Here is a 23,740-nt window from a genome sequence, read left to right as displayed (position 1 = left end):
TCGGCCGGCTGCTCAGCCGGCGGCGGAGGCGGAGGCGCCACCGGCTGATGCACCGGAGGCGGAGGTTCGGCCGGCTCCTCGTGCGGTGGTGCCACCGGCTTCTCAGGGGGCTTCGGCAGGTTCTCGTCCGCCGGGGGCTTCCCGGACTTCTCCTGCGGGGGTGGCGGTAGCCTCCCGGGCTCTTCGTCTCCCGGCGGCAGGGGCGCCACCGGCTCCTCGGCGGGCTTCTCCGGGGGCTTGGCGGGGGGCTTGGCCGGTTCTTCATCGGCCGGGCGCTCCGCCGGGATGTCCTTCGCCGGCGGCGGGGGCTTCGCCGGGCCCTCCTCGTCCACCTGTGGCGGGGGCACCACCGGAGCGGGGGGCACTACTGGGGGTATGTCCGCCGGCGCTTCTGGCACCTCGTCCGCCGGGGGTGGGACCTGGGGATTCTGGTCGGGCGGGGCCTCCTGCTCGTTCGGCACGCTCGGCACCGTCGGTTCGGGTGTACTGGGCGTGTTCCACGCACTCCACGCCCAGCCCCCGAGGCCCAGCGCCGCGGCCACACCGAGCGAGACGAGGACCCCTTTCGGGCCACCGGGGACGCCTCGCACGGCGGCGGCTACGCCGGCTCGCCCGAAGGCAACGGCAGCCCTCGCAGCGGCGCCGGCCGTGGCCAAGCCGTATCCCACGGCGGTCTTGCCCGAGTTCCACAGCTGTACCGCCTTGTCAGCCGTTCTGGACAGCAGAATCCTGCCTTGCTGGAGGGCTGCGCTGCCGGCGTTCTGGATGCTCTGCACCATCGACGCAATACGGCCCTGAGCGGCACCGCCTCCGGACTCGCCCGCATGCTGGGTCAGTTCAACAGCGGTCTTCCAGTGCTGCCGATTGGTCGTAGCCGCCTCGAAAGCTTCCTCGGCGCTGGCGAGGCGAGTACTGTTGAGCCCGACGAGTTTGTGGAGATAATTAAAACGCTGCTGAATCCATGAGCGGGCCGCCTGAGCCGTCGGGGTGTTGCTCGTTTCTGTCGCCAGGGCCCCGACTCGCTCGAGCTTCGGCCCGTATTGGCGTGCCACTTCCGTGGTCTGGCGAATCACATGCTGACTGCCTCGAACCGCCCTCTGAACTGGCTCTCCGAGATTTTCCAGCTGCTGCGGGTTCAGTTGCCTCCAGCTGTCCGGGGTTGTGACCCTGCTTTGTAGATATCTGATCTGATCGTCCACCTTGATTTTATGGGTGACCTCCATTAGCTTCCCGTACTGACTGCGCTCCATGACTGTAACGGTGGCTTTATCTGCTATCTGTTGAAGGTTAAGCTTCACCAGGTCCACCGTGTGAATAGGATCGGGCATGGCGGGCCTCCGCTCAGATCTGGCTTTCTGGCCCTGGACCGTAATTACGCGAGGTAATACTCCGCTGGTCGACGAAAGATGGTGTCGACGCTCGCCGCGACATACATGACGCCTATCTCCACACTGATCCCTGATTTTTTCTTGGTCAAGAGTGGTGGGGATCGGCTCAAAGAGGCGAAACTGCGGCCTCGACCGGCATTGCCGCGGACCAGCTTGCGGACCGGTCCGTCCTTCTCGGCATCCGCGCCTCGTTCCGGCCCACGAAACCCGGCCGATCCGACGATCCGAAGGAATCGGCCTAGCCGAGGCCCGCGGCGGTGGCGCGCGCGAAGCCCTCGGGGTTGTCCAGCATGATGTTGTGCCCGCAGTCGGGGACGGACACCACGGCGACGCCGGCCGCCTCCAGGGCCTCGGCGCCGGGAAGCGGGCCGTCCGCCTCCGGCAGCAGGAAGGTGCGCGGGACCTTCAACTCCCGCAGCAGCTCGCGCATGGTGGGCGTGGTGCCCGCCGCGAGGTGGACGGCCGAGCGGTGAAGGGCCGTCCGGCCGGCGAGGCGCATCGTGGACCACCAGTGCGCGCCGACCCGGTCACGCACCTCGGCCCAGCCGCCGGCCAGGAACTCCTCCTCCGTGTAGGCGGCGATCCCGCTGCTTCCGGGCATCGCGGGACCGGGCGGAACCGGATCCAGGTTGGCGTCGACGAGCACCAGCCGGGAGACCAGGTGGGGATGGCGGTGGGCCAGCACGATCGCCACGGCTCCGCCCATGCTGTGGGCGATCAGCTCGGCGCCCGCCACCCCGGCCGCGCCGAGGGCGGTCGCCAGGGCGTCGGCGTGCGCCTCCAGGGTGTAGTCGAACCCCTCGGGCCGGTCGCTGTGCCCGTGGCCCAGCAGATCGACCAGCAGAGAGCGCCGCCCCGCCAGGAGCTGATGCGTGGCGCTCGCCGCGAAGTAGGCGGGCGAGGTGGAGCCGAGGCCGTGCACGTACACCCGGGCCGGCTCCTCCCCCGGCAGCTCGACCCAGCGGATCCGATCGTCCTGCGGAGTGACGACGGCACTTCTCACGATGCTCCCCCTCGGTCGTTCGACGGACGATCGGGCCCGTGCCGTGACCGTAGCCCGCCCCGCGGCCGTCCGGTCGGGAGTTTCCGGCCGCCCGCCACGCCACGGCGGACTTCGGCTCACCATCCGTCGTGCGCGCATTATCGTGGCCGGCATGGACATCCGCCGGGCCCTCACCCCCGCCGAGCTCGCCGCCGCCGAATCCCTCTTCGACGGGCCCGCCCGCGCGGAGTGGTCCGAGCGCTTCCTCGCCGCCCCGGGGCACGTGATGCTCATCGCCTACGTCGACGGAGTGCCCGCCGGGATGGTCTCCGGCATCGAGATGAGCCACCCCGACAAGGGCACCGAGATGTGCCTGTACGAACTGTCCGTGGACGAGGGGTACCGCCGCCGCGGGTTCGGCCGCGCCCTGACGCTGGCCCTCGCCGACGAGGCGAAGGCCCGCGGCTGTTACGGCATGTGGGTGGGCGTCGACACCGACAACGAGGCCGCCCTGGCCACCTACGACGCCGCCGGCGCCCGCGACGAGGGCGTCTTCGCGATGCGCGGCTGGCCCCTCAGCCCGTAGCCCGCGCGGCGGCGTGTCGTGCGCCCACTCGGCGCACCCTCCGCGCGCCCGCGCCGCCGCTCGCCGAGCATCGGCCGCATGACCGCATTCGTCCCGCTCCTCCCCGCCGCCGTCGCACTGCTCGCGGCGGCCACCACGGCCGCCGCCCTGCCGCCGCACCCCTCCTCCGCGGCCCGTTCCTCCGCCGAATCCGCCGTCGCCCCCTACGTCGTCGTCCTCAAGGACACCAGCTCGCGCGCACCGACCCGCGCCCTGGCCGCCGAGGCCGCGGACTCCGGCGACGAGGTCGGGCCGGTCTACGAGGCCGCCCTCAACGGCTTCGCCGTCCGCACCACCGCCGCGCGGGCCGCCGCCCTGGCCGCCGACCCCCGGGTGGCCTCCGTGGAGCCGGACGCGGAGTTCCACACGAGCGCCGGCGCCACCGCCACCGCCGCCGCCGCCGACACCCAGCCGCAGGCCCAGTCGCCCGCGCCCTGGCCGCTGGACCGCATCGACCAGCGCGAACTCCCGCTCGACGGCTCGTACACGTACCCCACCAGGGCCGAGGGCGTCACCGTGTACATCGTCGACACCGGGATCAACACCCTCCACCAGGAGTTCGGCGGCCGCGCCCGGTTCGGCTACAACGCGGTGTTCCTCGGGAGCTCCCGCGACTGCAACGGCCACGGCACGCACGTCGCGGCGACCGTGGGCGGGGAGACGTACGGGGTCGCGAAGGGGGTCTCGCTCGTCGGGGTGAAGGTGGCCGACTGCCGTGGTTCCGCGAGCCTTTCGGCCATCCTCAAGGGCCTCGACTGGGTGGTGAAGGACGCCGCGAAGGCCCCGGGAACCCCCGCGGTGGCCAACATGAGCATGGGCGGCACCCCCAGCTACGCCCTCGACGCGGCGGTGACCCGGGCCGTGAACTCCGGGATCACCTTCACCGTGGCCGCGGGCAACGACGGCAAGGACGCCTGCGCGGGATCCCCCGCCTCGGTCCCGGAGGCGATCACGGTCGGCGCGACCGACGCCGACGACCGGCGCGCACCGTTCTCCAGCCACGGCCCCTGCGTGGACCTCTCGGCCCCGGGCATGGGCGTCACCTCGGCCTGGAAGGACTCCGACACCGCCACCGCCCGCGCCTCCGGCACCTCGATGGCCGCCCCGCACGTGGCGGGGGTCGCCGCACTCGTCCTGGCGCGCGGTACGGCCCGTACCCCGGCGCAGGTGGCCGAGGAGCTGCTGCACAGCGCGGTGCCCGACCGGATCACCGCGCTCCCGGCCGGCACCCCGAACCTGCTGCTCCACCTCCCCACCAACCGCTAGACCCCGCGCAGACCCCGCACGCCCGCCCACCCCGACCAGTCGGTATCCGATGGGTCATCAGACTCTCCCTGATGGCCCATCAATTTCTGTGTGCTTCGGGCGAAAGCAAGTCATTGACTTCTCATCACCGTGACGCGTCAATATCGGCCACCGCACCGGCTCGGCCTCCCCCACACAGCGGGTGGGGGGAGGGGTTCGTCATGACGAAGGAGTCGCGACCCAGTGAGTACGAGAACGCTCAGACGAAGAGTGCTGGCCGGGGCGGGAGCCCTGTCTCTGGCCCTGACGGGCGGCGTGGTGGGCCTGGCAGGCTCCGCGCAGGCCGCGACGAAGACCACCGCCGTCTTCGAGAACTGCGACGCCCCGGCGCCGCAGCCGGACGGCTCGGGCAACCAGAACTGGACGGTCACCCTGCCCGACGGAGCCAAGGCCGGCGACGTCGTCCCGATCACGATCGACCCGGGCGCGAGCCCGCTGATCCCCGGATTCTCCGTCACCACGGTGAACACCTCCAAGATCACCCTCAAGGTCGGGACGACCACCCAGGTGGTCACCAGCCCGCCCGAGACCGTCAGCGTCATCGCCGGGCAGCCGCTCGACCCCAAGGCGTTCTCCGGAACGATCAAGATCCCGGACGGCACCGAGGGCACCACGGTCAACGTCGCCCTCGACCTGGCGGTGACCGACGCGGACCTCTCCGGTTCGGTCTTCACCACCACCTGCACCCCGGCGCCCCGCCCGAGCGCCTCGCTCGGATCGGTCGCGGTCGAGGCCCTGCCCAAGGACCCGATCACGACGAAGCTGACGCCCAACAGCGGCCCGGCGGGCCAGGAGGTCGTCGTCAGCGGCGCCAACATGCCGCCCGGCCCCGTCACCTGCTCGGCCCTGCTCGCGGGCGCGCCGACCGGTGACAACGGCAACGGCACGGCGGACGCCGCCGGTGTGGCCACCTGCACCCTCACGGTCACCAAGAAGGCCGACGCGATCAAGATCAACGGTGCGACCACCTCCAAGCCGTTCGTGTTCGTGGAGGAGCAGGCCGGCGTCAAGAACCCGGTCGACGTCGAGGTCCTCCCCGGACCGCTGGCCCTCGGCCCGAAGGACGGCCAGCCGGCCGTCAGCTTCGGCTCGGTCACCATCAACGGCAAGGCCCAGTCGGTGGTCGGCGTCTTCAACGCCGCGACCGTCCAGGACTTCCGCGGCGGCTCGCTCGGCTGGGACGTGACGGCGACCCGTACGCCGTTCCTGAACCAGGCGACCGGCCACTCGATGGCGAAGGCGCAGATCGGCATCCAGCCGTCCTGCACCGTGACCAACCCGGACAGCCCGAGCACCTGCACCGCGGGCACGCCCGGCGCGATCTCCGACGTCCCGATGAAGGTGGCCTCCCAGGCCGCCGGCGGGGACGAGCTGACCGGCGGTGAGTTCGCCGTCGGCGGCGCCGGGATGATCCAGCTCCCGCCCTTCATGTTCGCCGACACCTACCAGACGGTCGTGACCTTCTCGATCGCCTGACCCGTACGGCCCGCTCCTCCAGGGTGGTGCGGCGCTCCGGCGCCGCACCACCCCTTCCCCTTCCGGCGCCGACTGGAGACCGCCCATGCGCACCCGCAGCAGTACGCGTAGCCGCACCCGCACCTCTCTCCACGGGCTGCTCCTCGGCCTGCTGCTCCTGGGCGCGGGCCTGTTCCCGGCCACCGCGGCGAGGGCCGCGGACAACGGCACCTGGGGGGTCTTCCCCACGCCCGCGGCCGGTGCGGCGATGACCGACCGCGCGTACTTCTTCCACCAGGGCGCGGCCGGGACCTCCCTCGCCGACAGCGTGACGATCCTGAACTCCTCCGACAAGGACCTGACGTTCCAGATCTTCGCCACCGACGCGATGAACACCCCGGCCGGCGGCGCCTTCGCGCTGCTGCCGGTCGAGACCAGGCCCAAGGACGTCGGCGCGTGGATCGCGCTGCCGCCGGAGACGGCGAGCACCGTCACCGTGCCGGCCAAGGGCCGCAAGGACATCCCGTTCACCGTGAAGGTCCCGGCGGACGCGACGCCCGGTGACCACGTCGGCGGGATCGTCGCCCTGAACACCGCCGTGGAGGGCGTGCAGCAGGACGGCAAGGTCCAGGTCGGGGTGAAGCGCTCGGTCGGCGCCCGGCTGTACTTCCGGGTGCCGGGTCCGCTGACTCCGGGGCTGAGCGTGGAGGACGTGCGGGTCAGCCGGTCGGCGCCGCTGCTGCCCTGGGTCAAGGACGCCCGCGCCACGGTCTCGTACACGCTGGTCAACCGGGGCAACGTGGTCGTCGAGCCCAAGGTGACGGTCTCCGCCGAGGGCCTGTTCGGGCGCGACGTGCTGGACCGGCCGGCCCGCGAGCTGAAGCTGACCCTGCTGCCCGGCCAGCGCATCGAGCTGACCGAACCCTGGCCGGACGCCCCCCAGTCCGACTGGGTGACCGTCAGGATCACGGCGGGAGCGACCGCCCACCCCGATCTGGTCTCGCGGTCCGAGACCGAGTTCATCGCCGTCCCCTGGCCGGCCGTGGGCCTGTTCCTCGTGCTGGCGGGCGCCGGGGTCACCCTGTGGGTGCTGCGCCGCCGACGCCGCGCGGAAGACGAACAGGATGAACCCGTCCCGGACTTGGCTCAGGCGCGCTGACCGGCGAAGGTGTCCCAGGGTGACGGTATTCGGCCATCACCCTGGGGCGGGGAGGCACCTTCGATGGAACGACAGCACGGCGACGCGGCCAAGGGCACGGGTCTGCTGACCCGCATCGAGCGCGCGCTGGGCACCGGCACCGCCGTCTATCTGCCCGGCAACGGCTGGATCCGGCTCACCCTCCCGCTCGACGACGGCGGCCCGGCACCCGTCACCGTGGACGTGATCGCGGACACGAGACGGGCGCCGCAGGGGATCGCGTACCTGCTGCCCGGCGGCGGCCTGAACTTCGCGGCGGACTTCTTCACCCCGGGCGGCCCGGACGACCACAACCTCGCCCACGCACTGCGCCGCCGCGGCCTGCTCGTCGTCGGGGTCACCCCGCGCGAGGACGCCGCGTCCGCCGCCGACATCACCGCCGACTGGGGGCTCGCGGCGCACCGCCGGGACCTGGCCCGGGTGGTGGACGCGCTGGACTCCGTACTGCGGCTGCCCTACCAGTACGCCGGGCACTCCGCCGGGGCCGCCCTCGCCCTGGACGCGGCCTCGCACGACACCTCGCCGCGGCTGCGCCGGGTCGTGGCCCTCGACACGACCGGGCCGTACACCGGTGACCTGGCGCTGCGCGCGGCCGATACACGGGACGCGTACGCCACCCAGCTCGCGCAGGGCGTCCACATCGTCGATCCGGGACTCACGGCCGTGATCGCCAAGGCGGTGGCCGATCCGGACGGCGTCTCCGCGGCGCCCTGGCCGCCGGACCCGACCCGCCGCTTCACCCACGCCGGGCTCGCCCACTTCGCGCTGATCCGCACGGCCGCCCTCCCGGGGCCGGCGAACTGGATCTACGCCCGGGGCCACAGCGCCGGCGCCTACACCTTCGGCACCACCCCCGACGAGGACCGGTTCAGCCTGACCCACACCCCGCTGGCCACCTGGCACGCGGCCACCGCCGCCCTCGGGAGCGGGCTCCTCCCGACCGCGCTGATGCGGGATCTCGCCGCGGTCTGGGCGGACGACGGGAGCACGTACCGGATCGCCTGGGACCGGATCCGCGCCGAGGTGGCCTGGGTCAACACCGAGCTGGGCCGCGGCGACCACCCGCACGGCGCCGAACTGATCCGCGCGTCCGGCAACGACCGCGTCGCCTTCCGGGTGGTCCCGGGCTACGGCCACGGCGACGCGGTCTGGGGCACGGAGGCGGCGAAGGACGTCTGGTCGCTGTTCTGAGACGCGGCTCGCCCCCCGCGGTGAGGGTTGCGGGGGGCGAGTCGGGCCTACGGCGCCTGCGCGCGGTCAGCGGTGAGCGCTCAGCTGTCCACTGTCCGTGCTCGGTGCTCGGTGCTCAGTGGTTGCGGGGGAAGCCCAGGTCCACGCCGGCCGGCGCGTCCGAGGGGTCCGGCCAGCGGGTCGTGACGACCTTGCCGCGGGTGTAGAAGTGGATGCCGTCGTTGCCGTAAATGTGGTGGTCGCCGAAGAGCGAGTCCTTCCAGCCACCGAAGGAGTGGTAGCCCACCGGCACCGGGATCGGGACGTTGACGCCGACCATGCCCGCCTGGATCTCCAGCTGGAAGCGGCGGGCGGCGCCGCCGTCGCGGGTGAAGATCGCGGTGCCGTTGCCGAACGGCGAGGCGTTGATGAGGGCCACGCCCTCCTCGTAGGTCTCCGTGCGCAGCACGCACAGCACCGGGCCGAAGATCTCGTCGCGGTAGGCGTCCGAGTCGGTCTTCACGTTGTCGAGCAGGGAGAGGCCGATCCAGTGGCCGTTCTCGTTGCCCTCGACGGTGTAGCCGGTGCCGTCCAGCACCACGTCGGCGCCCTGGGCGGCCGCGCCCTTGACGTACGAGGCGACCTTGTCGCGGTGGGCGGCCGTGATGAGCGGGCCCATCTCGGAGGTCGGGTCGTTGCCGGGGCCGATCTTGATCTTCTCGGCGCGCTCGCGGATCTTGTCGACGAGGGTGTCGGCGATGGAGCCGACGGCCACGACGGCGGAGATCGCCATGCAGCGCTCACCGGCCGAGCCGTAGGCGGCGGAGACCGCCGCGTCGGCGGCCGCGTCCAGGTCGGCGTCCGGGAGCACCAGCATGTGGTTCTTGGCGCCGCCCAGCGCCTGCACGCGCTTGCCGTTGGCGGAGGCGGTGGTGTGGATGTGGCGGGCGATCGGGGTAGAGCCCACGAAGGAGACGGCCGCGATGTCGGGGTGGGCCAGCAGGGCGTCCACCGCGACCTTGTCGCCGTGCACCACGTTGAGCACGCCCGCCGGCAGACCGGCCTCGCTCATCAGCTCGGCCAGCTTGTTGGAGGCGGAGGGGTCCTTCTCGCTGGGCTTGAGGATGAAGGTGTTTCCGCAGGCCACGGCCAGCGGGAACATCCACATCGGCACCATCGCCGGGAAGTTGAAGGGGGTGATGCCCGCGACGACGCCGAGCGGCTGGCGGATGGAGGAGACGTCGACCCGGTTGGAGACCGAGGTCGACAGCTCGCCCTTGAGCTGCGTGGTGATCCCGCAGGCCAGCTCGACGATCTCCAGGCCGCGCGCGACCTCGCCCAGCGCGTCCGAGTGGACCTTGCCGTGCTCGGCGGTGATCAGCTCAGCGATGGCGTCGCGGTTGGCGTCCAGCAGGGCGCGGTAGGCGAACAGCACCTTGGTGCGGGCGGCCAGCGAGGACTGGCCCCAGGTCTGGAAGGCCTCCTTGGCGACCTGTACCGCCGCGTCGACCTCTTCGGCCGAGGCGAGCGCGACCTGCGTGGTGACCTCGCCGGTGGCCGGGTCGGTGACCGGGCCGTAGTTGCCCGACGCGCCCTCGACGGTCTTGCCACCGATCCAGTGGTTGACGGTCTTCATGCCTATTGCTCCTTCACAGATGGCGACGTCGCTGCGCGGCTTGCCGGTCGTACTCTTCACGGGCCTGGGCCGCCGCCTTGCGGGTCGCGGTCTCGGCCACAGGAACATCCCACCACGCCTGTGCCGGGGGTGGGCCCGACACAGTGTCGGGCGTTCGGGTCTGTGTGTAGACACATGTGGGACCCGTCGCCGAGCGGGCCTCGGCGAGGGCTTCGCGCAGGTCACGTACGGTGCGGGCGCGGATCACGGCCATCCCGAGGGAGGCCGCGTTGGCCGCGAGGTCCACCGGAAGGGGGTCCCCCGTGTACGAGGCGTCGGCCGCCCGGAAGCGGTATCCGGTGCCGAAGCCCTCGCCGCCCACCGCCCCCGACAGGCCGCCGATGGAGGCGTAGCCGTGGTTGTCGAGGATCACCACCTTGATCGGGACGCCCTCCTGGACTGCCGTGACGATCTCGGTCGGGTTCATCAGGTACGTCCCGTCGCCGACCAGCGCCCACACCGGCCGGCCGGGCGCGGCCAGCGCCACCCCGATGGCGGCCGGGATCTCGTAACCCATGCAGGAGTACCCGTACTCCAGGTGGTACTGGTCCGCCGACCGGGCCCGCCACAGCTTGTGCAGGTCGCCCGGGAGCGATCCGGCCGCGTTGACCAGGACGTCGGTCCCGTCGACCAGCCCGTCGAGCAGCCCGAGGACCTGGGCCTGGGTGGGCGGGAAGTCCTCGTCGGGGGCGGACACGGCGTACGCGTGGTCGACCCGGCGCTCCCACGCGCCTTTGCGCTCCGCATACGCCCTCTCGTAGGCGGGATCCACCCGGTACCCGGCGACCGCCTCCCGGAGCTCGTCGAGCCCCTCGCGTGCGTCGGCGACCAGCGGCCGGGCGGCGAGTTTGTGGGCGTCGTACGGGTCCAGGTTGAGGCCGACGAACCGGACGGCCGGATGCTGGAACAGGGTCGAGGAGGCGGTGGTGAAATCGGTCAGCCGGGTCCCCGCGGCGATCACCAGGTCGGCCTCCCGGGCCAGCTCGTCGGCGGTGGCCGTCCCGGTGTGGCCGATCCCGCCCACCTCGGCGGGGTGGTCGTACGGGAGCACGCCCTTGCCCGCCTGCGTGACGGCGACCGGGATCCCGGTCGCGTCGGCGAATGCGGCCAGGGCCGCCTGGGCCCCGCTGTGCCGGATCCCGCCGCCGGCGACGATCAGGGGGCGCGCGGAGCCCCGTACGGCCTCGGCTGCCGCGGCGAGCTCGGCGCGGTCGGGCCGGGGCCGCCGTACGCCCCACACGCGCTCGGCGAAGAACTCCTCGGGCCAGTCGTACGCCTCCGCCTGCACGTCCTGCGGCAGCGCCAGGGTGACCGCGCCGGTCTGGACGGGATCGGTGAGCACCCGCACGGCCTGCAGGGCGGCCGGGATCAGGGCCTCGGGACGGGTGATCCGGTCGAAGTGGCGGGAGACGGGCCGCAGCGCGTCGTTGACGGACAGGTCCCCCGCGTACGGGACCTCCAGCTGCTGGAGCACCGGATCGGCGGGCCGGGTCGCGAAGGTGTCCCCGGGGAGCAGGAGCACCGGGATCCGGTTGATCGTGGCGAGGGCGGCGCCGGTGACGAGGTTGGTGGCACCGGGCCCGATGGAGGTGGTGACGGCGTGCGCGGAGAGCCGGCCGCGCTGGCGGGCGTACCCGACGGCGGCGTGCACCATGGCCTGCTCGTTGCGCCCCTGGAGGAAGGGCATGGCCTCCGGGCCGGCCTCCAGCAGCGCCTGCCCGATGCCGGCGACGTTCCCGTGCCCGAAGATGCCCCAGGTGGCGGCGATCAGGCGCCGCCTGCGGCCGTCGCGCTCGGTGTACTGGCGGGCCAGGAAGCGGACGAGTGCCTGGGCGACGGTGAGCCTCACCGGGTTGCCTCCTCGGAGGGATCGGAGGGATCGGAGGGATCGGAGGGGAAGGGGAGCCGGGGGTCGATGTCCTGGCCGTCCCAGCTGCCGCGGATCCAGCCGTGGTCGGGGTGGTCCCGAATCAGCCACTCCCGGGTCTCGCCCGGCCCGGCCATCACGTTCAGGTAGTACATGTCGTGCCCGGGCGCGGCGATGGACGGCCCGTGCCAGCCGTCGGGGATCAGCACGGCGTCCCCGGTCCGCACCTCGGCGAGGACGTCGGTCTTCCCGGCGGGCGAGGGCGAGACCCGCTGGTAGCCGAGCCCGGGGGTGTCCCCGTGCGGGGCGATCTCGAAGTAGTAGATCTCCTCCAGGCGGGACTCCTCGCCGGGGTGGTGCTCGTCGTGCTTGTGGGGCGGGTACGAGGACCAGTTCCCGCCGGGGGTCAGCACCTCGACGGCGATCAGCCGATCGGCGGGGAACGCGTCGGCGGCGGCGAAGTTGTTGACCTGCCGGGAGCACTGGCCGGCGCCCCGCAGCTCGACGGGGATCTGTGCGGCGGGCCCGTACCGTGCGGGCAGCCGGTTGTTGCACCGGGCCCCCGCGAGCGCGAACCGCCCTCCCTCGGCCGAGGTCACCTCCAGGTGGGCGTCCCGGGGCACGTAGGCGAAGTCGGTCGGCCCGCGGAACACCCCTTCGCGTCCCCTCAGTTGGAACACCTCCGCTTGAGCGTCGGGGGCTCCGCCCCCAAACCCCCGGGCGCGGACCTCGCAGGCGCCCGCGAGGGGGAGCACGATCCACTCCGACTCCCCGCACTCGTGCGCGTACACCTCCCCCGGCGCCAGTTCGAGGACGACCAGCCTCGTCCAGGACATCCCCCACTCAGACACCACCGGCACGCCCCAACACCTCCTCCACCTCGTGAGAGAACGGCATAGCGGTCGAGCACGCCAGCCGCGAGGCCACGATCGCCCCCGCCGCGTTCGCGTACCGCATCACCCGCTCCACCGGCCACCCCGCCAGCAACCCGTGGCACAGCGCACCCCCGAATGCGTCCCCCGCCCCGAGCCCGTTCACCACCTCCACGGGAACCGGCGGGACCTCCGCCACCGACCCGTCGCGGTGGACCGCCAGCACGCCCTCCGGGCCCCGTTTGACCACCGCCAGCTCCACCCCGGCGGCGAGCAGCGCCCGCGCCGCCGCGTACGGATCGGACTCGCCCGTGGCGATCTCGCACTCCTCGGTGTTCCCGACGGCCACCGTCGCCCACGCCAGCGCCCGCTCGTAGTACGGTCCGGGCTTCTCGCGCCACAGCATCGGCCGCCAGTCCAGGTCGAACACCGTCGTCGCCGCCCGGGCCCTGGCCTCCAGCGCCGCCAGCGTCGCCGCCCGCGAGGGCTCCTCGCTCAGGCCCGTGCCCGTCATCCAGAACACGCGGGCCGCCCGTACCGCCTCCAGGTCCACCTCGTCCGGGGCGATCTCCAGGTCCGGGGCCTTCGGCAGCCGGTAGAAGTACAGCGGGAAGCGGTCCGGCGGGAAGATCTCGCAGAAGGTGATCGGCGTGGGCAGGCCCGCGACCTCGGTCGCCCACCGGTCGTCCACCCCGAACCTCCGCAGCTCGGAGCGCAGGTACCCGCCGAAGGGGTCCGCGCCGGTACGGGTGATGACCGCCACCCGCCGTCCCAGCCGGGCGGCCGCGACGGCCACGTTGGCCGGGGAGCCGCCCAGGAACTTCCCGAAGGTCTCCGCCTCGGCCAGTGGTACGCCGGTCGTCAACGGGTAGAGATCCACCCCGATCCGGCCCATCGTGATCAGGTCGAACGCGAACGGATCGCCGGTGCCGGTCACAGTCAGTCCTCCCACTCGTCTCCCTCGTCTCCCGCCTAAGGTGGCCGCTATGACGTCCTCCCCGCCCGCGTTGACCCGTATCCGCATCGGTTCGGCTCCGGACTCCTGGGGTGTCTGGTTTCCCGACGACCCCCGGCAGACCCCTTGGGAGCGTTTCCTCGACGAGGTCGCCGACGCGGGGTACGAGTGGATCGAGCTCGGCCCCTACGGCTATCTGCCCACCGATCCCGCCCGACTCGCCGGGGAAACGGCCAAGCGCGGGCTGCAGGTCTCGGCCGGAACCGTCTTCACCGGACTCCATCACGGGCCCGCCGTGTGGGAGGACACCTGGGAGCACGTGTCGCGGATCGCGGCGCTCACGCAGGCCATGGGCGCGGCCCATCTCGTCGTCATCCCCTCCTTCTGGCGGGACGACAAGACCGGGAAGGTGCTCGAGGACCGTGTCCTCACCCCGGACCAATGGCGTGAACTGACCTCCCAGACCGAGCGGCTGGGCCGGGAGGTCCAGGACCGGTACGGGCTGCGGATCGTCGTCCACCCGCACGCCGACACCCACATCGACACCCCCGAGAACGTGGCCCGCTTCCTGGACGCGACCGATCCCGGCCTCGTCTCGCTCTGTCTGGACACCGGGCACTACGCGTACTGCGGCGGCGACAGCGTCCGGGCGATCGAGACCTTCGCCGAGCGGATCGGCTACCTCCACCTCAAGCAGGTGGACCCGCGGATCCTCGCCGAAGTCCTCGCGGAGGAACTGCCCTTCGGGCCGGCCGTGGGCCGCGGGGTGATGTGCGAACCGCCGTCGGGGGTGCCGGCGCTGGAACCCGTACTGGCGGCGGCGCAGCGGCTGGGCGTGGACCTGTTCGCGATCGTGGAGCAGGACATGTACCCCTGCCCGCCCGACCGGCCGCTGCCGATCGCCCGGCGCACCCGCTCCTACCTGCGCTCCTGCGGCGCCCGCTGACCACCCGGAGGGAACACGACATGACCAGCACGCTCGGCATCGCCGTCATCGGCACCGGGAAGATGGGCGCCGACCACGTGCGCCGGATCGGGCGGACCGTGGGCGGGGCCCGGGTGGTGGCCGTGGCCGACCCGGACGGGGACCGGGTCAAGGAGGTCGCGGGCGCCCTGGACGGAGCGAGTGCGCACACCGATCCGGCGGCCGCGATAGCCGCACCGGGGGTCGAGGCCGTACTGATCGCCTCGCCGGGGCCCGCCCATGAGGAGGCGATCCTGTACGCCCTGGAACGGGAGCTGCCGGTGCTCTGCGAGAAGCCGCTGACCCCGGACCCGGCGGGGGCGCTGCGCGTCATGGAGGCCGAACGGCGGCTGGGCCGGCGCCTGGTGCAGGTGGGCTTCATGCGGCGGTTCGACGCGGAGTACGAGCGGCTGAAGGAGCTGCTGGACGCGGACGGGATCGGGCGTCCCCTCTTCCTGCACTGCCGGCACCGCAACGCCTCCTCGCCGTCCTTCTTCACCAGCGACATGCTGATCAGCGATTCGGTGGTGCACGAGGTGGACGCGGCGCGCTGGCTGCTGGGGCAGGAGATCACCGCGGTGACCGTGCTGTCCCCGCGGTCCACGGCGGCCGCCCCCGAGGGGCTGCAGGATCCGCGGCTGGTGCTGCTGGAGACCTCCGGCGGGGCCGTCGTCGACGTGGAGATCTTCGTCAACTGCGGCTTCGGCTACCAGGTGCAGTGCGAGGCGGTCGGCGAGGCGGGCAGCGCCCGGATCGGCGACGGCCACGCGATGGTGGTCCAGTCGGCGGGCCGGTGGGGCGGCGAGATCGTCCAGGACTTCACGGTGCGCTTCGCCGACGCCTACGACCGGCAGTTGCGGCGCTGGGTGGCCGCGGCCGCGCACGGCCGGGTGGCGGGTCCGGACGCCTGGGACGGCTATGCGGCGGCGGCCGTCTCGGAGGCGGGCCTCACGGCCGCGCGCAGCGGCGTACGCACCCTCGTGGAGCTGGTGGAACGGCCCGCCCTGTACCGCTGACCCCCCTGCCCCGCAACCGACCCCTGTGCCGCATCTGTCACAGGGGTCCCCCTTGTGTCACGCATATCCGCGTTACGCGGGTTTTCCGTCACAGGCGGTCGACAGCCCCTCCCCTTCCGTCACTCCGCGTCGTTCCCCGGGCACAACCCGAGTGATCGTCAGCGTCCATGCGCCGGCTCCCCCGACGGCCTCCCGGCCGACCCTGCCGCGTGGACCAGGAGGTGTCCCGCATGAGCGACCGACAGCTGTGGTCGTACAAGGAAATCGCCGCCCACATCCGGGTCCAGCCGGACACCGTGCGCTCCTACCGCAAGCACGGCCTGCTCCCCCCGCCCGACCATGTGGAGGGCGGCAAGCCGTACTGGTACGCCGAAACCGTCCGGGCCTGGGTGGCCCGCCGCCCCGGCAACCGGGGGCGCCGCGAGGACTGACACCTCCCCGGTGCGGGGCAGGGCCACCCGGGCCCCGCCCCGCACCCCGGCCGCTCTCCGGCCGGCCCCGACGGCCCCGACGGCCCCGGCTAGGCCGTCCCGGCGGACACCTTCTCCGGCTCCGGATCCACCCTCGGCTCCGACTCCGACTCCGACTCGGACTCCGACTCCGGCTCCGGCTCCGGCTCCGGCTTCCGCTCTGCCGCCGGCGGCAGGGACTCCCCCTCGCTCAGTCCGAACCTCTCGTGCAGTCGGCGCAGCGGGCCCGGCGCCCACCAGGTGGCCTTCCCGGTCAGCTTCATGACCGCCGGGACGAGGAGGCTGCGCACGACCATGGCGTCCATCAGCACCGCCAGCGCGATCCCGAGCCCCAGCATCTTGGTGTTGGTCACCCGCGAGGTCCCGATGGCCACCATCACCGCGGCCAGGATCACGGCCGCCGCGGTGATCAGCCCGCCGGTGCGGGCCAGTCCGGTGCGCACGGCCCCCTCGTGGTCCCCGGTCCGGTCGTACTCCTCCTTGATCCGGGATATGAGGAACACCCCGTAGTCCATGGACAGTCCGAAGGCGATGCAGAACATCAGGACCGGCAGATTGGTCTCGATGTCGCCGGTGGAGGTGAAGGAGAGCAGTCCGGAGAGGTTGCCCTCCTGGAAGACCCACACCACCGCCCCGAACATCGCCGTCAGGCTGAGGGCGTTGAGCAGGACCGCCTGGAGCGGTATGAGCAGGCTCCCGGTGAGCAGGAACACCAGCAGCAGCGTGGTGAGCACCACCACGGCCAGCGACAGTGGCAGCTTCTCGCCGATCGCCTTCTGTGCGTCGACGAGCACCGCCGCCTCTCCGGTCACGGAGGTCCGGAAGTCCGCGTCCACCGCGCGCACCTCGCCGACCAGGTCCTGGGCCTGCTCCCCGACCGCCTCGCCCTCGGTGGTGACCGAGAAGTAGGCGTACCGCGACGGGTCCGCGGAACTCACCGGCCCGTCGACCCGGAGCACCCCGGGCAGGTGGGCCAGGCGTTCCCGGTAGGCGGCGAGCTCGGCGGGCCCGGCCGCGTCCTCGGCGAGGACGGTGAGCGTTCCGCCGGGGCTGCCCGGGAAGTCGTCCCGTATCTGCTGCTGGACCACGTGCGACTCCGCGGTCTTCGGCAGCTGCCGGTCGTCGACCGTGCCGAACTTCACGCCGAGGAAGGGCAGTCCGAGGAGCAGCAGTCCCGCCGTCGTGGCCACCGCGAAGACGGGGGCCCGGCGCATCACCACAAGAGCCACTCGCGCCCAGCCCCGCCCCGGTTCGGCCGGGACCGCGGCCGGCCGGCCGCGCCGCCACAGCCGCCGCAGGTCCAGGGAGTTGACCCGCTCGCCGAGCAGCACCAGGGCCGCCGGAAGCAGGATCAGCGCGGCACCCGCGGCGAGCAGGACCACCGCCACCCCGGCGTAGGCGAAGGAACGCAGGAAGTACATCGGGAAGAACAGCATCGCCGAGAGCGAGACCGCGACGGTCAGCGCCGAGAACAGCACCGTGCGACCGGCGGTGCGCAGGGTGGCGCCGACGGCGGCCACCGGGTCCCGTCCGGCGGCGAGTTCCTCGCGGAACCGGCGGACGATGAACAGGGCGTAGTCGATGGCGAGCCCGAGTCCGAGCGCGGTGGTCAGGTTCTGGGCGAAGACGGAGACGTCGGTGATCTCGGTCAGGCCGCGCAGCACCGCGTTGGTGCCGAGGATGGCCACGATGCCGACGCCGAGTGGCAGCAGGGCGGCGACGGCGCTGCCGAAGACGAGGATGAGCAGGACGAGGGTGACCGGCAGGGCGATCATCTCGGCGCGCAGCAGGTCTTCCTGGATGGTGGCGGTCACCTCGCGCTGGACCGCGGCCGGCCCGCCGAAGGAGACCCGTACCGGGCCGTGCTCACCCCGGTAGTGCGGGACGATCCGGTCCAGCACCGCGGTGGTGGCCTTCTCGTCACCCAGGATCCGGGCGGCTATGAGGGCCTGCCGGCCGTCCTCGGAGCGCAGGGCGGGCAGCTGCGTGCGCCAGTACGAGCCGACGCCGACGACTCCCTTCTCGGCGGCGAGCTGCGCGGTCAGCTTCTCGGCCTCGGACGCGACGGCGGGATCGTCCACGCCGGCGGTTCCCGGGCCGGCATCGACGAGCAGCAGCAGATTGGGCTGGGAGGCCGGGAACTCGCGCTCCAGGGCCTTGGCGGCGTAGGTGGACTGGGCGCCCGGGTCCTCCCAGCCGCCGCTGCCCATCCGTTCGGCGGCGCCACCGCCCGCGAACACGGCCAGGGCCGTGACCACCAGGGCGAGCAGCAGCGAGAGCCGCGGCCGGGCCGTGACGAACCGGGTCCACCTGCCGCTCTCCCCGGACGACGGCGGATTCTTGACTTCGGACATGGCTCGGTGTCCCCTTCACCGTGATTGCCAGGCCAAATAGACTGGCAAACACGAGCAGTCGCTCGCGTTTCCCAAGAATGCGAGCGACCACTCGCGTTTGTCAATCGCCCACGGGAAGCAAGGGATGAGAATGCCGGGGACACCGAAGGGCAAAACAACAGAAAACGGTGAAACCGCTGCACCGCGCCGCCGCCAGGCACGGGGCGAGCGCCGGGTCTCCCAGCTCCTGGCCGCCGCCGCCGGGGTGTTCTGCCGTACCGGCTACGCCGCGGCCAGCACCAACGCCATCGCCCGCGAGGCCGGCGTGTCACCGGGCACGCTCTACCAGTTCTTCCCGAACAAGGAGGCCATCGCGGTCGAGCTCGGCGGGCAGCTGCTCCAGCAGGCCCACGAGATGCACGGACAGGCCTTCCTGCCCGAGAACCTCCAGCGACCCCTGCCCGAGCTGCTGGACGCCGTCCTGGACCCGGTCATCGCCTTCAACTGCGAGAACCCGGCCTTCTGGGCACTCATGCACGGCTCCGGCATCCCGGGCGCCATCGACCAGGAACACTGGAAGCTGCACTCCAGCCTGCTCGCCCGGATCGAGGGCGTGCTGCACACCTTCTGCCCGGAGTCCGAGCCCGCCGAGCTCACCCACACCTCGAACATGATCCTGGGCATCTTCAAGTCCTCGCTGGACCTGATCCTGGCCCACGAGGGTGCCGAGCGGGAGGCGTACATCGCGGAGCTGAAGACCGTCCTGCTGCGCTACCTCGAGCCGATGATCACCACGCCCCACTCCGGCTGAATCGCGCCGACCGAATCCCACCGACGGACCGGATTCGACCGACCCGCTGGGCGTCGAGGCTCGCTTTCATACCCCCCAGGGGTATAGTCTCGAAGAGTCGGGAGGACGGTGGAGTCGTCGGCCGCCCCTCCCGGCGACCGGACACGCCCCTGAAGAGGAGAACGACATGACCGCCGAGACGGACACCCAGACCACCACCGTCTACCGGGTGACCGGCATGACCTGCGGCCACTGCGAGGGCGCGGTGACCAACGAGATCTCCGCCCTGGCGGGCGTCAGCACGGTCAAGGCCGTAGCCGCGACCGGCGAGGTCACCGTGGTCTCCGCCGCCCCGCTCGCGGACGAGGACGTCCGCGCCGCCGTGGACGAGGCGGGCTACGAGTTCGCCGGCCGGGTCTGAGCGGCACCCGCTCCCCCGCCCGCTCCCCCGGCCGCACCCGTGGCGGCCCGCACCACCCCAGCACCCGCGGTACCCCGCCGGGCCGTGCCGGCCAGCTCATACTGGACCCGTACGGCCCGGCCCTCCCCCTGGAGCCGGAACATGAGCAGCACAGTGCACGACGGACCGATAACGGCGGTCGAGCTCTCGATCGGCGGGATGACCTGCGCCTCCTGCGCGGCCCGCATCGAGAAGAAGCTCAACCGGATGGACGGCGTCGAGGCCACGGTGAACTACGCCACCGAGAAGGCCCACGTCTCCTACACCGGTGACGTGCAGGTCTCGGACCTGATCGCGACCGTCGTCAAGACCGGCTACACCGCCGAGGAACCCCCGCCGCCCGCCCCGGCCCCGGCGGAGGACGCGGCCGGGACGGCGGCCCCCGCCGAGGCGCGGGCCGAGGCCCCCGACACGGCGCTGGCCGCGCTGCGCCGGCGGCTGCTGGTCTCCGCCGCGCTCGCCCTGCCCGTCGTCCTGCTCGCGATGGTTCCGGCCCTCCAGTTCGACAACTGGCAGTGGCTCTCCCTGACCCTCGCCGCCCCCGTCGTCGTCTGGGGCGGCCTGCCCTTCCACAAGGCCGCCTGGACCAACGCCCGGCACGGCGCCGCCACCATGGACACCCTGGTCTCCGTGGGCACGCTGGCCGCCTTCACCTGGTCGCTGTGGGCCCTGTTCCTCGGCCACGCGGGCATGCCCGGCATGCGGCACGAATTCGACTTCCGCATCGCGCGGACGGACGGCTCCTCCGCCATCTACCTGGAAGTCGCGGCAGGCGTTGTCGCCTTCATCCTGCTCGGCCGTTACCTGGAGGCCCGCTCCAAGCGGAAGGCGGGCGCGGCCCTCAGGGCCCTGCTGGAGCTCGGCGCCAAGGACGTCACCGTCCTGCGCGCGGGCCGGGAGGTCCGCATCCCGGTGGGCTCCCTCGCGGTCGGCGACCGGTTCGTCGTCCGCCCCGGCGAGAAGATCGCCACCGACGGGACCGTCGTCGAGGGCAGTTCCGCCGTGGACGCCTCGATGCTGACCGGCGAGTCCGTCCCGGTCGAGGTGTCCGTCGGCGACTCCGTCACCGGAGCCACCGTCAACGCCTCCGGGCGGCTGGTCGTCGAGGCCACCCGGGTCGGCGCCGACACCCAACTGGCCCGGATGGCCCGGCTGGTGGAGGAGGCCCAGACCGGCAAGGCCGAGGTGCAGCGCCTCGCCGACCGGATCTCCGGGGTCTTCGTGCCCGTCGTCCTGCTGCTCGCGCTCGGCACCTGGGTCGGCTGGCTGCTGATCACCGACGACCCCGCCGCCGCCTTCACCGCCGCCGTGGCCGTCCTGATCATCGCCTGCCCGTGCGCCCTCGGCCTGGCCACCCCGACCGCGCTGATGGTCGGCACCGGACGGGGCGCGCAGCTCGGCATCCTGATCAAGGGACCCGAGGTGCTGGAGTCCACCCGCCGCGTGGACACCGTGGTCCTGGACAAGACCGGCACCGTCACCACCGGCCGGATGACCCTCACCGGCGTCCACCCCGCCGAGGGCGTCGACGCGCGCGAACTCCTGCGCCTGGCCGGGTCCCTGGAGCACGCCTCGGAGCACCCGATCGCCCGGGCCGTCGCCACCGCGGCGGCCGAGAGGGCCGGCGCCCTCCCGGTCCCGGAGGGCTTCGAGAACCTCGCCGGCCTCGGCGTCCGGGGCGTCGTCGACGGACACGACGTGCTGGTGGGACGCGAACAGCTGCTCGCCGACCGGTCGATCACCCTGCCGGCCGGGCTCGCCGCGGCCAGGGCGGCCGCCGAGGCGGAGGGCAGCACCGCCGTCCTGGTGGCCTGGGACGGGGCGGCGCGCGGGGTCCTGACCGTGGCCGACGCCGTCAAGGAGACCAGCGCCGAGGCGGTCGCCCGGCTGCGGGCACTGGGCCTCACCCCGGTGCTGCTGACCGGCGACAACAGGGCCGTCGCCGAGACGGTGGCCCGCGAGGTGGGCATCGACGAGGTGATCGCCGAGGTGCTCCCGCAGGACAAGGTGGACGTCGTACGCCGCCTGCAGGCGCAGGGACGTACGGTCGCCATGGTCGGCGACGGGGTCAACGACGCGGCCGCGCTGGCCCAGGCGGACCTGGGACTGGCCATGGGCACCGGCACCGACGCGGCCATCGAGGCCGGGGACCTGACCCTCGTACGGGGCGACCTGCGGGTGGCGGCGGACGCGATCCGGCTCTCGCGCAGGACCCTGGCCACCATCAAGGGCAACCTGTTCTGGGCCTTCGGCTACAACGTGGCGGCCCTGCCGCTGGCAGCCGCCGGCCTGCTCAACCCGATGATCGCGGGGGCCGCGATGGCCTTCTCCTCGGTCTTCGTGGTGACCAACAGCCTCCGGTTGCGCTCCTTCCGCTAGTGGATCTCCTCCCCACCACGCACACAGTTCCTTCACGGGAGACGCAGATCACAGTGACCGCAACGTAACCATCCGGGGTCGTCACGGGTCTAATGGGGCGATGCAAAGAACGTCTTGGGGGACGTTCGACGGAAGCCCTGGGGGACTTCCGTGGCATCAGCCGGCCGGGACGCGTGCCCGCGGGAGGCTTTGAGCGGCCCTCCCGAACCGAACGGGTCCCGGCACACTGACGCCCCGACTCGGGTCCCGTGGGGGGAATCCGTTTCGGGGAAAAGGAAAGCGCCCCGACCGCCGACCCGTGGGGGGATCGACGGCGGGGCGCTTTTCGTATGCCTGGGGGTTGCCTGCGGTGCTGTCCGCGCGGCCGCACGCCGCGCGGTGGAGAGCCTCGGGTCAGCGGGACTCGGTCAGCGACCCTCGGGTCAGCGGGACTCGACGGGGACGAAGTCGCGCAGGACCTCGCCCGTGTAGATCTGGCGCGGGCGGCCGATGCGGGAACCCGGCTCCTTGATCATCTCGTGCCACTGGGCGATCCAGCCGGGGAGCCGGCCGATCGCGAAGAGCACGGTGAACATCTCGGTCGGGAAGCCCATGGCCCGGTAGATCAGACCGGTGTAGAAGTCCACGTTCGGGTAGAGGTTGCGCGAGACGAAGTACTCGTCGGCCAGCGCGTGCTCTTCCAGCTTGAGCGCGATGTCCAGCAGCTCGTCGCTCTTGCCGAGCGCCGAGAGGACGTCGTGCGCCGCCGCCTTGATGATCTTCGCCCGGGGGTCGAAGCTCTTGTAGACGCGGTGCCCGAAGCCCATCAGGCGGACGCCGTCTTCCTTGTTCTTCACCTTGCGGATGAAGGCGTCGACGTCGCCGCCGTCGTTCTTGATGCCCTCGAGCATCTCGAGGACGGACTGGTTGGCGCCACCGTGCAGCGGGCCCCACAGGGCCGAGATGCCGGCGGAGATCGAGGCGAACATGTTCGCCTGCGAGGAGCCGACCAGACGCACGGTGGAGGTGGAGCAGTTCTGCTCGTGGTCCGCGTGCAGGATCAGCAGCTTGTCGAGCGCCGAGACCACGACCGGGTCCAGGTCGTACTCCTGGGCCGGTACGGAGAAGGTCATGCGCAGGAAGTTCTCGACGTAGCCGAGGTCGTTGCGCGGGTAGACCACCGGGTGGCCGACCGACTTCTTGTACGCGTAGGCCGCGATCGTCGGGAGCTTGGCCAGCAGCCGGATCGTCGAGAGGTGGCGCTGCTTCTCGTCGAACGGGTTGTGGCTGTCCTGGTAGAACGTCGACAGCGCGCTGACCACGGAGGACAGCATCGCCATCGGGTGCGCGTCACGGGGGAAGCCGTCGTAGAAGCGCTTCACGTCCTCGTGCAGCAGCGTGTGCTGGGTGATCTCGTTGCGGAACGACGCGAGCTGGTCGACGGTCGGCAGCTCGCCGTTGATCAGCAGGTACGCGACCTCGATGAAGGTCGAACGCTCGGCCAGCTGCTCGATCGGGTAGCCGCGGTAGCGCAGGATGCCCTGCTCACCGTCGAGGTAGGTGATCGCGGACTTGTAGGCCGCGGTGTTGCCGTAGCCACTGTCCAAGGTGACGAGCCCGGTCTGGGCCCGCAGCTTCGAGATGTCGAAGCCCTGGTCACCGACGGTGCTCTCGACCACCGGGTAGGTGTATTCACCGTCCGCGTACCGGAGTACTACAGAGTTGTCGCTCACGTCATCCCTCACCGACGTAGTGCCTCTTCTTCGAGGTGCCCTGACTGCCTCTACCTTCCCCCATTTGGCGCAGGAGAGTGCACTCGGGGTCGGCGTTTGGTGCTTTCGACGGCACTCAGTGCCG

At 72.1% G+C, this 23,740-nt stretch carries 19 protein-coding genes; 12 read left to right on the top strand and 7 right to left on the bottom strand.

What is annotated here, in order from left to right; genetic code table 11:
• Positions 1-734 precede the first annotated feature (734 nt).
• A complete protein-coding gene (locus ACIPYQ_RS01230) occupies positions 735-965 on the top strand; it encodes a hypothetical protein (RefSeq protein ID WP_401245073.1) in 231 nt (76 codons plus the stop codon).
• 661 nt (positions 966-1,626) lie between these two features.
• On the opposite strand, the gene ACIPYQ_RS01225 is transcribed toward ACIPYQ_RS01230, so the two are convergent.
• Complete coding sequence (locus ACIPYQ_RS01225) at positions 1,627-2,391, bottom strand: alpha/beta fold hydrolase (protein WP_401245071.1); 765 nt, start codon at positions 2,389-2,391, stop codon at positions 1,627-1,629.
• Between the two features lie 151 nt (positions 2,392-2,542).
• Between ACIPYQ_RS01225 and ACIPYQ_RS01220 the strand changes: the two genes are divergently transcribed.
• From ACIPYQ_RS01220 to ACIPYQ_RS01200, 5 genes are all read left to right on the top strand, one after another.
• Positions 2,543-2,956: a GNAT family N-acetyltransferase gene (locus ACIPYQ_RS01220; RefSeq protein ID WP_401245069.1), complete on the top strand. Its 414-nt coding sequence runs from the start codon at positions 2,543-2,545 to the stop codon at positions 2,954-2,956.
• Positions 2,957-3,034: 78 nt separating this feature from the next.
• On the top strand, positions 3,035-4,261 hold the full coding sequence (locus ACIPYQ_RS01215) for a S8 family peptidase (RefSeq protein ID WP_401245067.1): 1,227 nt from the start codon (positions 3,035-3,037) through the stop codon (positions 4,259-4,261).
• A gap of 222 nt (positions 4,262-4,483) precedes the next feature.
• A complete protein-coding gene (locus ACIPYQ_RS01210; RefSeq protein WP_401245065.1) occupies positions 4,484-5,776 on the top strand; it encodes a hypothetical protein in 1,293 nt (430 codons plus the stop codon).
• Between the two features lie 85 nt (positions 5,777-5,861).
• Positions 5,862-6,914, top strand: coding sequence for a WxL protein peptidoglycan domain-containing protein (locus ACIPYQ_RS01205; protein WP_401245063.1), 1,053 nt, complete (start codon positions 5,862-5,864; stop codon positions 6,912-6,914).
• Between the two features lie 63 nt (positions 6,915-6,977).
• The gene (locus tag ACIPYQ_RS01200) at positions 6,978-8,144 is read left to right on the top strand and encodes a hypothetical protein (protein WP_401245061.1); all 1,167 of its coding nucleotides are present in this window, start codon (positions 6,978-6,980) and stop codon (positions 8,142-8,144) included.
• Positions 8,145-8,259: 115 nt separating this feature from the next.
• Here ACIPYQ_RS01200 and ACIPYQ_RS01195 read toward each other — a convergent pair whose 3' ends face one another.
• From ACIPYQ_RS01195 to iolC, 4 genes are read right to left on the bottom strand one after another with little or no spacing between them, the layout of a single operon-like run.
• Positions 8,260-9,759 (bottom strand): CoA-acylating methylmalonate-semialdehyde dehydrogenase, encoded by a 1,500-nt coding sequence (locus ACIPYQ_RS01195; protein ID WP_401245059.1) that lies wholly within the window; start codon positions 9,757-9,759, stop codon positions 8,260-8,262.
• A 13-nt stretch (positions 9,760-9,772) separates the two neighbouring features.
• On the bottom strand, positions 9,773-11,647 hold the full coding sequence (gene iolD / locus ACIPYQ_RS01190; protein WP_401245057.1) for a 3D-(3,5/4)-trihydroxycyclohexane-1,2-dione acylhydrolase (decyclizing): 1,875 nt from the start codon (positions 11,645-11,647) through the stop codon (positions 9,773-9,775).
• The gene (gene iolB, locus ACIPYQ_RS01185) at positions 11,644-12,501 is read right to left on the bottom strand and encodes a 5-deoxy-glucuronate isomerase (RefSeq protein ID WP_401246074.1); all 858 of its coding nucleotides are present in this window, start codon (positions 12,499-12,501) and stop codon (positions 11,644-11,646) included. The genes iolD and iolB overlap by 4 nt, the downstream gene beginning before the upstream one ends.
• Before the next feature lie 7 nt (positions 12,502-12,508).
• Complete coding sequence (gene iolC / locus ACIPYQ_RS01180) at positions 12,509-13,489, bottom strand: 5-dehydro-2-deoxygluconokinase (RefSeq protein WP_401245055.1); 981 nt, start codon at positions 13,487-13,489, stop codon at positions 12,509-12,511.
• Positions 13,490-13,523: 34 nt separating this feature from the next.
• On the opposite strand from iolC, the gene ACIPYQ_RS01175 reads away from it, so the two are divergent.
• The 3 genes from ACIPYQ_RS01175 (at position 13,524) to ACIPYQ_RS01165 (ending at position 15,903) form a co-directional block, all read left to right on the top strand.
• Complete coding sequence (locus tag ACIPYQ_RS01175) at positions 13,524-14,438, top strand: sugar phosphate isomerase/epimerase family protein (protein ID WP_401245053.1); 915 nt, start codon at positions 13,524-13,526, stop codon at positions 14,436-14,438.
• 20 nt (positions 14,439-14,458) lie between these two features.
• A complete protein-coding gene (locus tag ACIPYQ_RS01170; protein ID WP_401245051.1) occupies positions 14,459-15,472 on the top strand; it encodes a Gfo/Idh/MocA family protein in 1,014 nt (337 codons plus the stop codon).
• Positions 15,473-15,702: 230 nt separating this feature from the next.
• A complete protein-coding gene (locus ACIPYQ_RS01165; RefSeq protein ID WP_030655426.1) occupies positions 15,703-15,903 on the top strand; it encodes an AlpA family transcriptional regulator in 201 nt (66 codons plus the stop codon).
• 89 nt (positions 15,904-15,992) lie between these two features.
• Here the strand turns inward: ACIPYQ_RS01165 and ACIPYQ_RS01160 are convergent, their stop codons facing one another.
• Positions 15,993-18,296: an MMPL family transporter gene (locus ACIPYQ_RS01160; RefSeq protein WP_401245048.1), complete on the bottom strand. Its 2,304-nt coding sequence runs from the start codon at positions 18,294-18,296 to the stop codon at positions 15,993-15,995.
• A gap of 130 nt (positions 18,297-18,426) precedes the next feature.
• Between ACIPYQ_RS01160 and ACIPYQ_RS01155 the strand changes: the two genes are divergently transcribed.
• The 3 genes from ACIPYQ_RS01155 (at position 18,427) to ACIPYQ_RS01145 (ending at position 21,904) form a co-directional block, all read left to right on the top strand.
• Positions 18,427-19,086 (top strand): TetR/AcrR family transcriptional regulator, encoded by a 660-nt coding sequence (locus ACIPYQ_RS01155; RefSeq protein WP_361757072.1) that lies wholly within the window; start codon positions 18,427-18,429, stop codon positions 19,084-19,086.
• A gap of 166 nt (positions 19,087-19,252) precedes the next feature.
• Positions 19,253-19,486, top strand: coding sequence for a cation transporter (locus ACIPYQ_RS01150; RefSeq protein WP_319724103.1), 234 nt, complete (start codon positions 19,253-19,255; stop codon positions 19,484-19,486).
• A gap of 141 nt (positions 19,487-19,627) precedes the next feature.
• On the top strand, positions 19,628-21,904 hold the full coding sequence (locus tag ACIPYQ_RS01145; protein ID WP_401245046.1) for a heavy metal translocating P-type ATPase: 2,277 nt from the start codon (positions 19,628-19,630) through the stop codon (positions 21,902-21,904).
• A gap of 422 nt (positions 21,905-22,326) precedes the next feature.
• Here the strand turns inward: ACIPYQ_RS01145 and ACIPYQ_RS01140 are convergent, their stop codons facing one another.
• Entirely contained in the window at positions 22,327-23,616 is a 1,290-nt protein-coding gene (locus ACIPYQ_RS01140) for a citrate synthase (protein WP_267718657.1), read from the bottom strand.
• Positions 23,617-23,740: the final 124 nt, after the last annotated feature.

Source organism: Streptomyces sp. NPDC090045 (assembly GCF_044747975.1).
Classification (GTDB): Bacteria; Actinomycetota; Actinomycetes; order Streptomycetales; family Streptomycetaceae; genus Streptomyces.
This window is presented reverse-complemented; position numbering and strand designations above follow the sequence as displayed.

What these genes read in the sequence shown, in the direction of transcription:
- ACIPYQ_RS01165 (WP_030655426.1), top strand. Translation starts at nt 15,703, where the DNA reads ATGAGCGACCGACAGCTGTGGTCGTACAAGGAAATCGCCGCCCACATC.
- ACIPYQ_RS01160 (WP_401245048.1), bottom strand. Translation starts at nt 18,296, where the DNA reads ATGTCCGAAGTCAAGAATCCGCCGTCGTCCGGGGAGAGCGGCAGGTGG.
- ACIPYQ_RS01170 (WP_401245051.1), top strand. Translation starts at nt 14,459, where the DNA reads ATGACCAGCACGCTCGGCATCGCCGTCATCGGCACCGGGAAGATGGGC.
- ACIPYQ_RS01220 (WP_401245069.1), top strand. Translation starts at nt 2,543, where the DNA reads ATGGACATCCGCCGGGCCCTCACCCCCGCCGAGCTCGCCGCCGCCGAA.
- ACIPYQ_RS01155 (WP_361757072.1), top strand. Translation starts at nt 18,427, where the DNA reads ATGCCGGGGACACCGAAGGGCAAAACAACAGAAAACGGTGAAACCGCT.
- ACIPYQ_RS01195 (WP_401245059.1), bottom strand. Translation starts at nt 9,759, where the DNA reads ATGAAGACCGTCAACCACTGGATCGGTGGCAAGACCGTCGAGGGCGCG.
- ACIPYQ_RS01175 (WP_401245053.1), top strand. Translation starts at nt 13,524, where the DNA reads ATGACGTCCTCCCCGCCCGCGTTGACCCGTATCCGCATCGGTTCGGCT.
- ACIPYQ_RS01150 (WP_319724103.1), top strand. Translation starts at nt 19,253, where the DNA reads ATGACCGCCGAGACGGACACCCAGACCACCACCGTCTACCGGGTGACC.
- ACIPYQ_RS01145 (WP_401245046.1), top strand. Translation starts at nt 19,628, where the DNA reads ATGAGCAGCACAGTGCACGACGGACCGATAACGGCGGTCGAGCTCTCG.
- ACIPYQ_RS01200 (WP_401245061.1), top strand. Translation starts at nt 6,978, where the DNA reads ATGGAACGACAGCACGGCGACGCGGCCAAGGGCACGGGTCTGCTGACC.
- ACIPYQ_RS01215 (WP_401245067.1), top strand. Translation starts at nt 3,035, where the DNA reads ATGACCGCATTCGTCCCGCTCCTCCCCGCCGCCGTCGCACTGCTCGCG.
- ACIPYQ_RS01205 (WP_401245063.1), top strand. Translation starts at nt 5,862, where the DNA reads ATGCGCACCCGCAGCAGTACGCGTAGCCGCACCCGCACCTCTCTCCAC.
- iolB (WP_401246074.1), bottom strand. Translation starts at nt 12,501, where the DNA reads ATGTCCTGGACGAGGCTGGTCGTCCTCGAACTGGCGCCGGGGGAGGTG.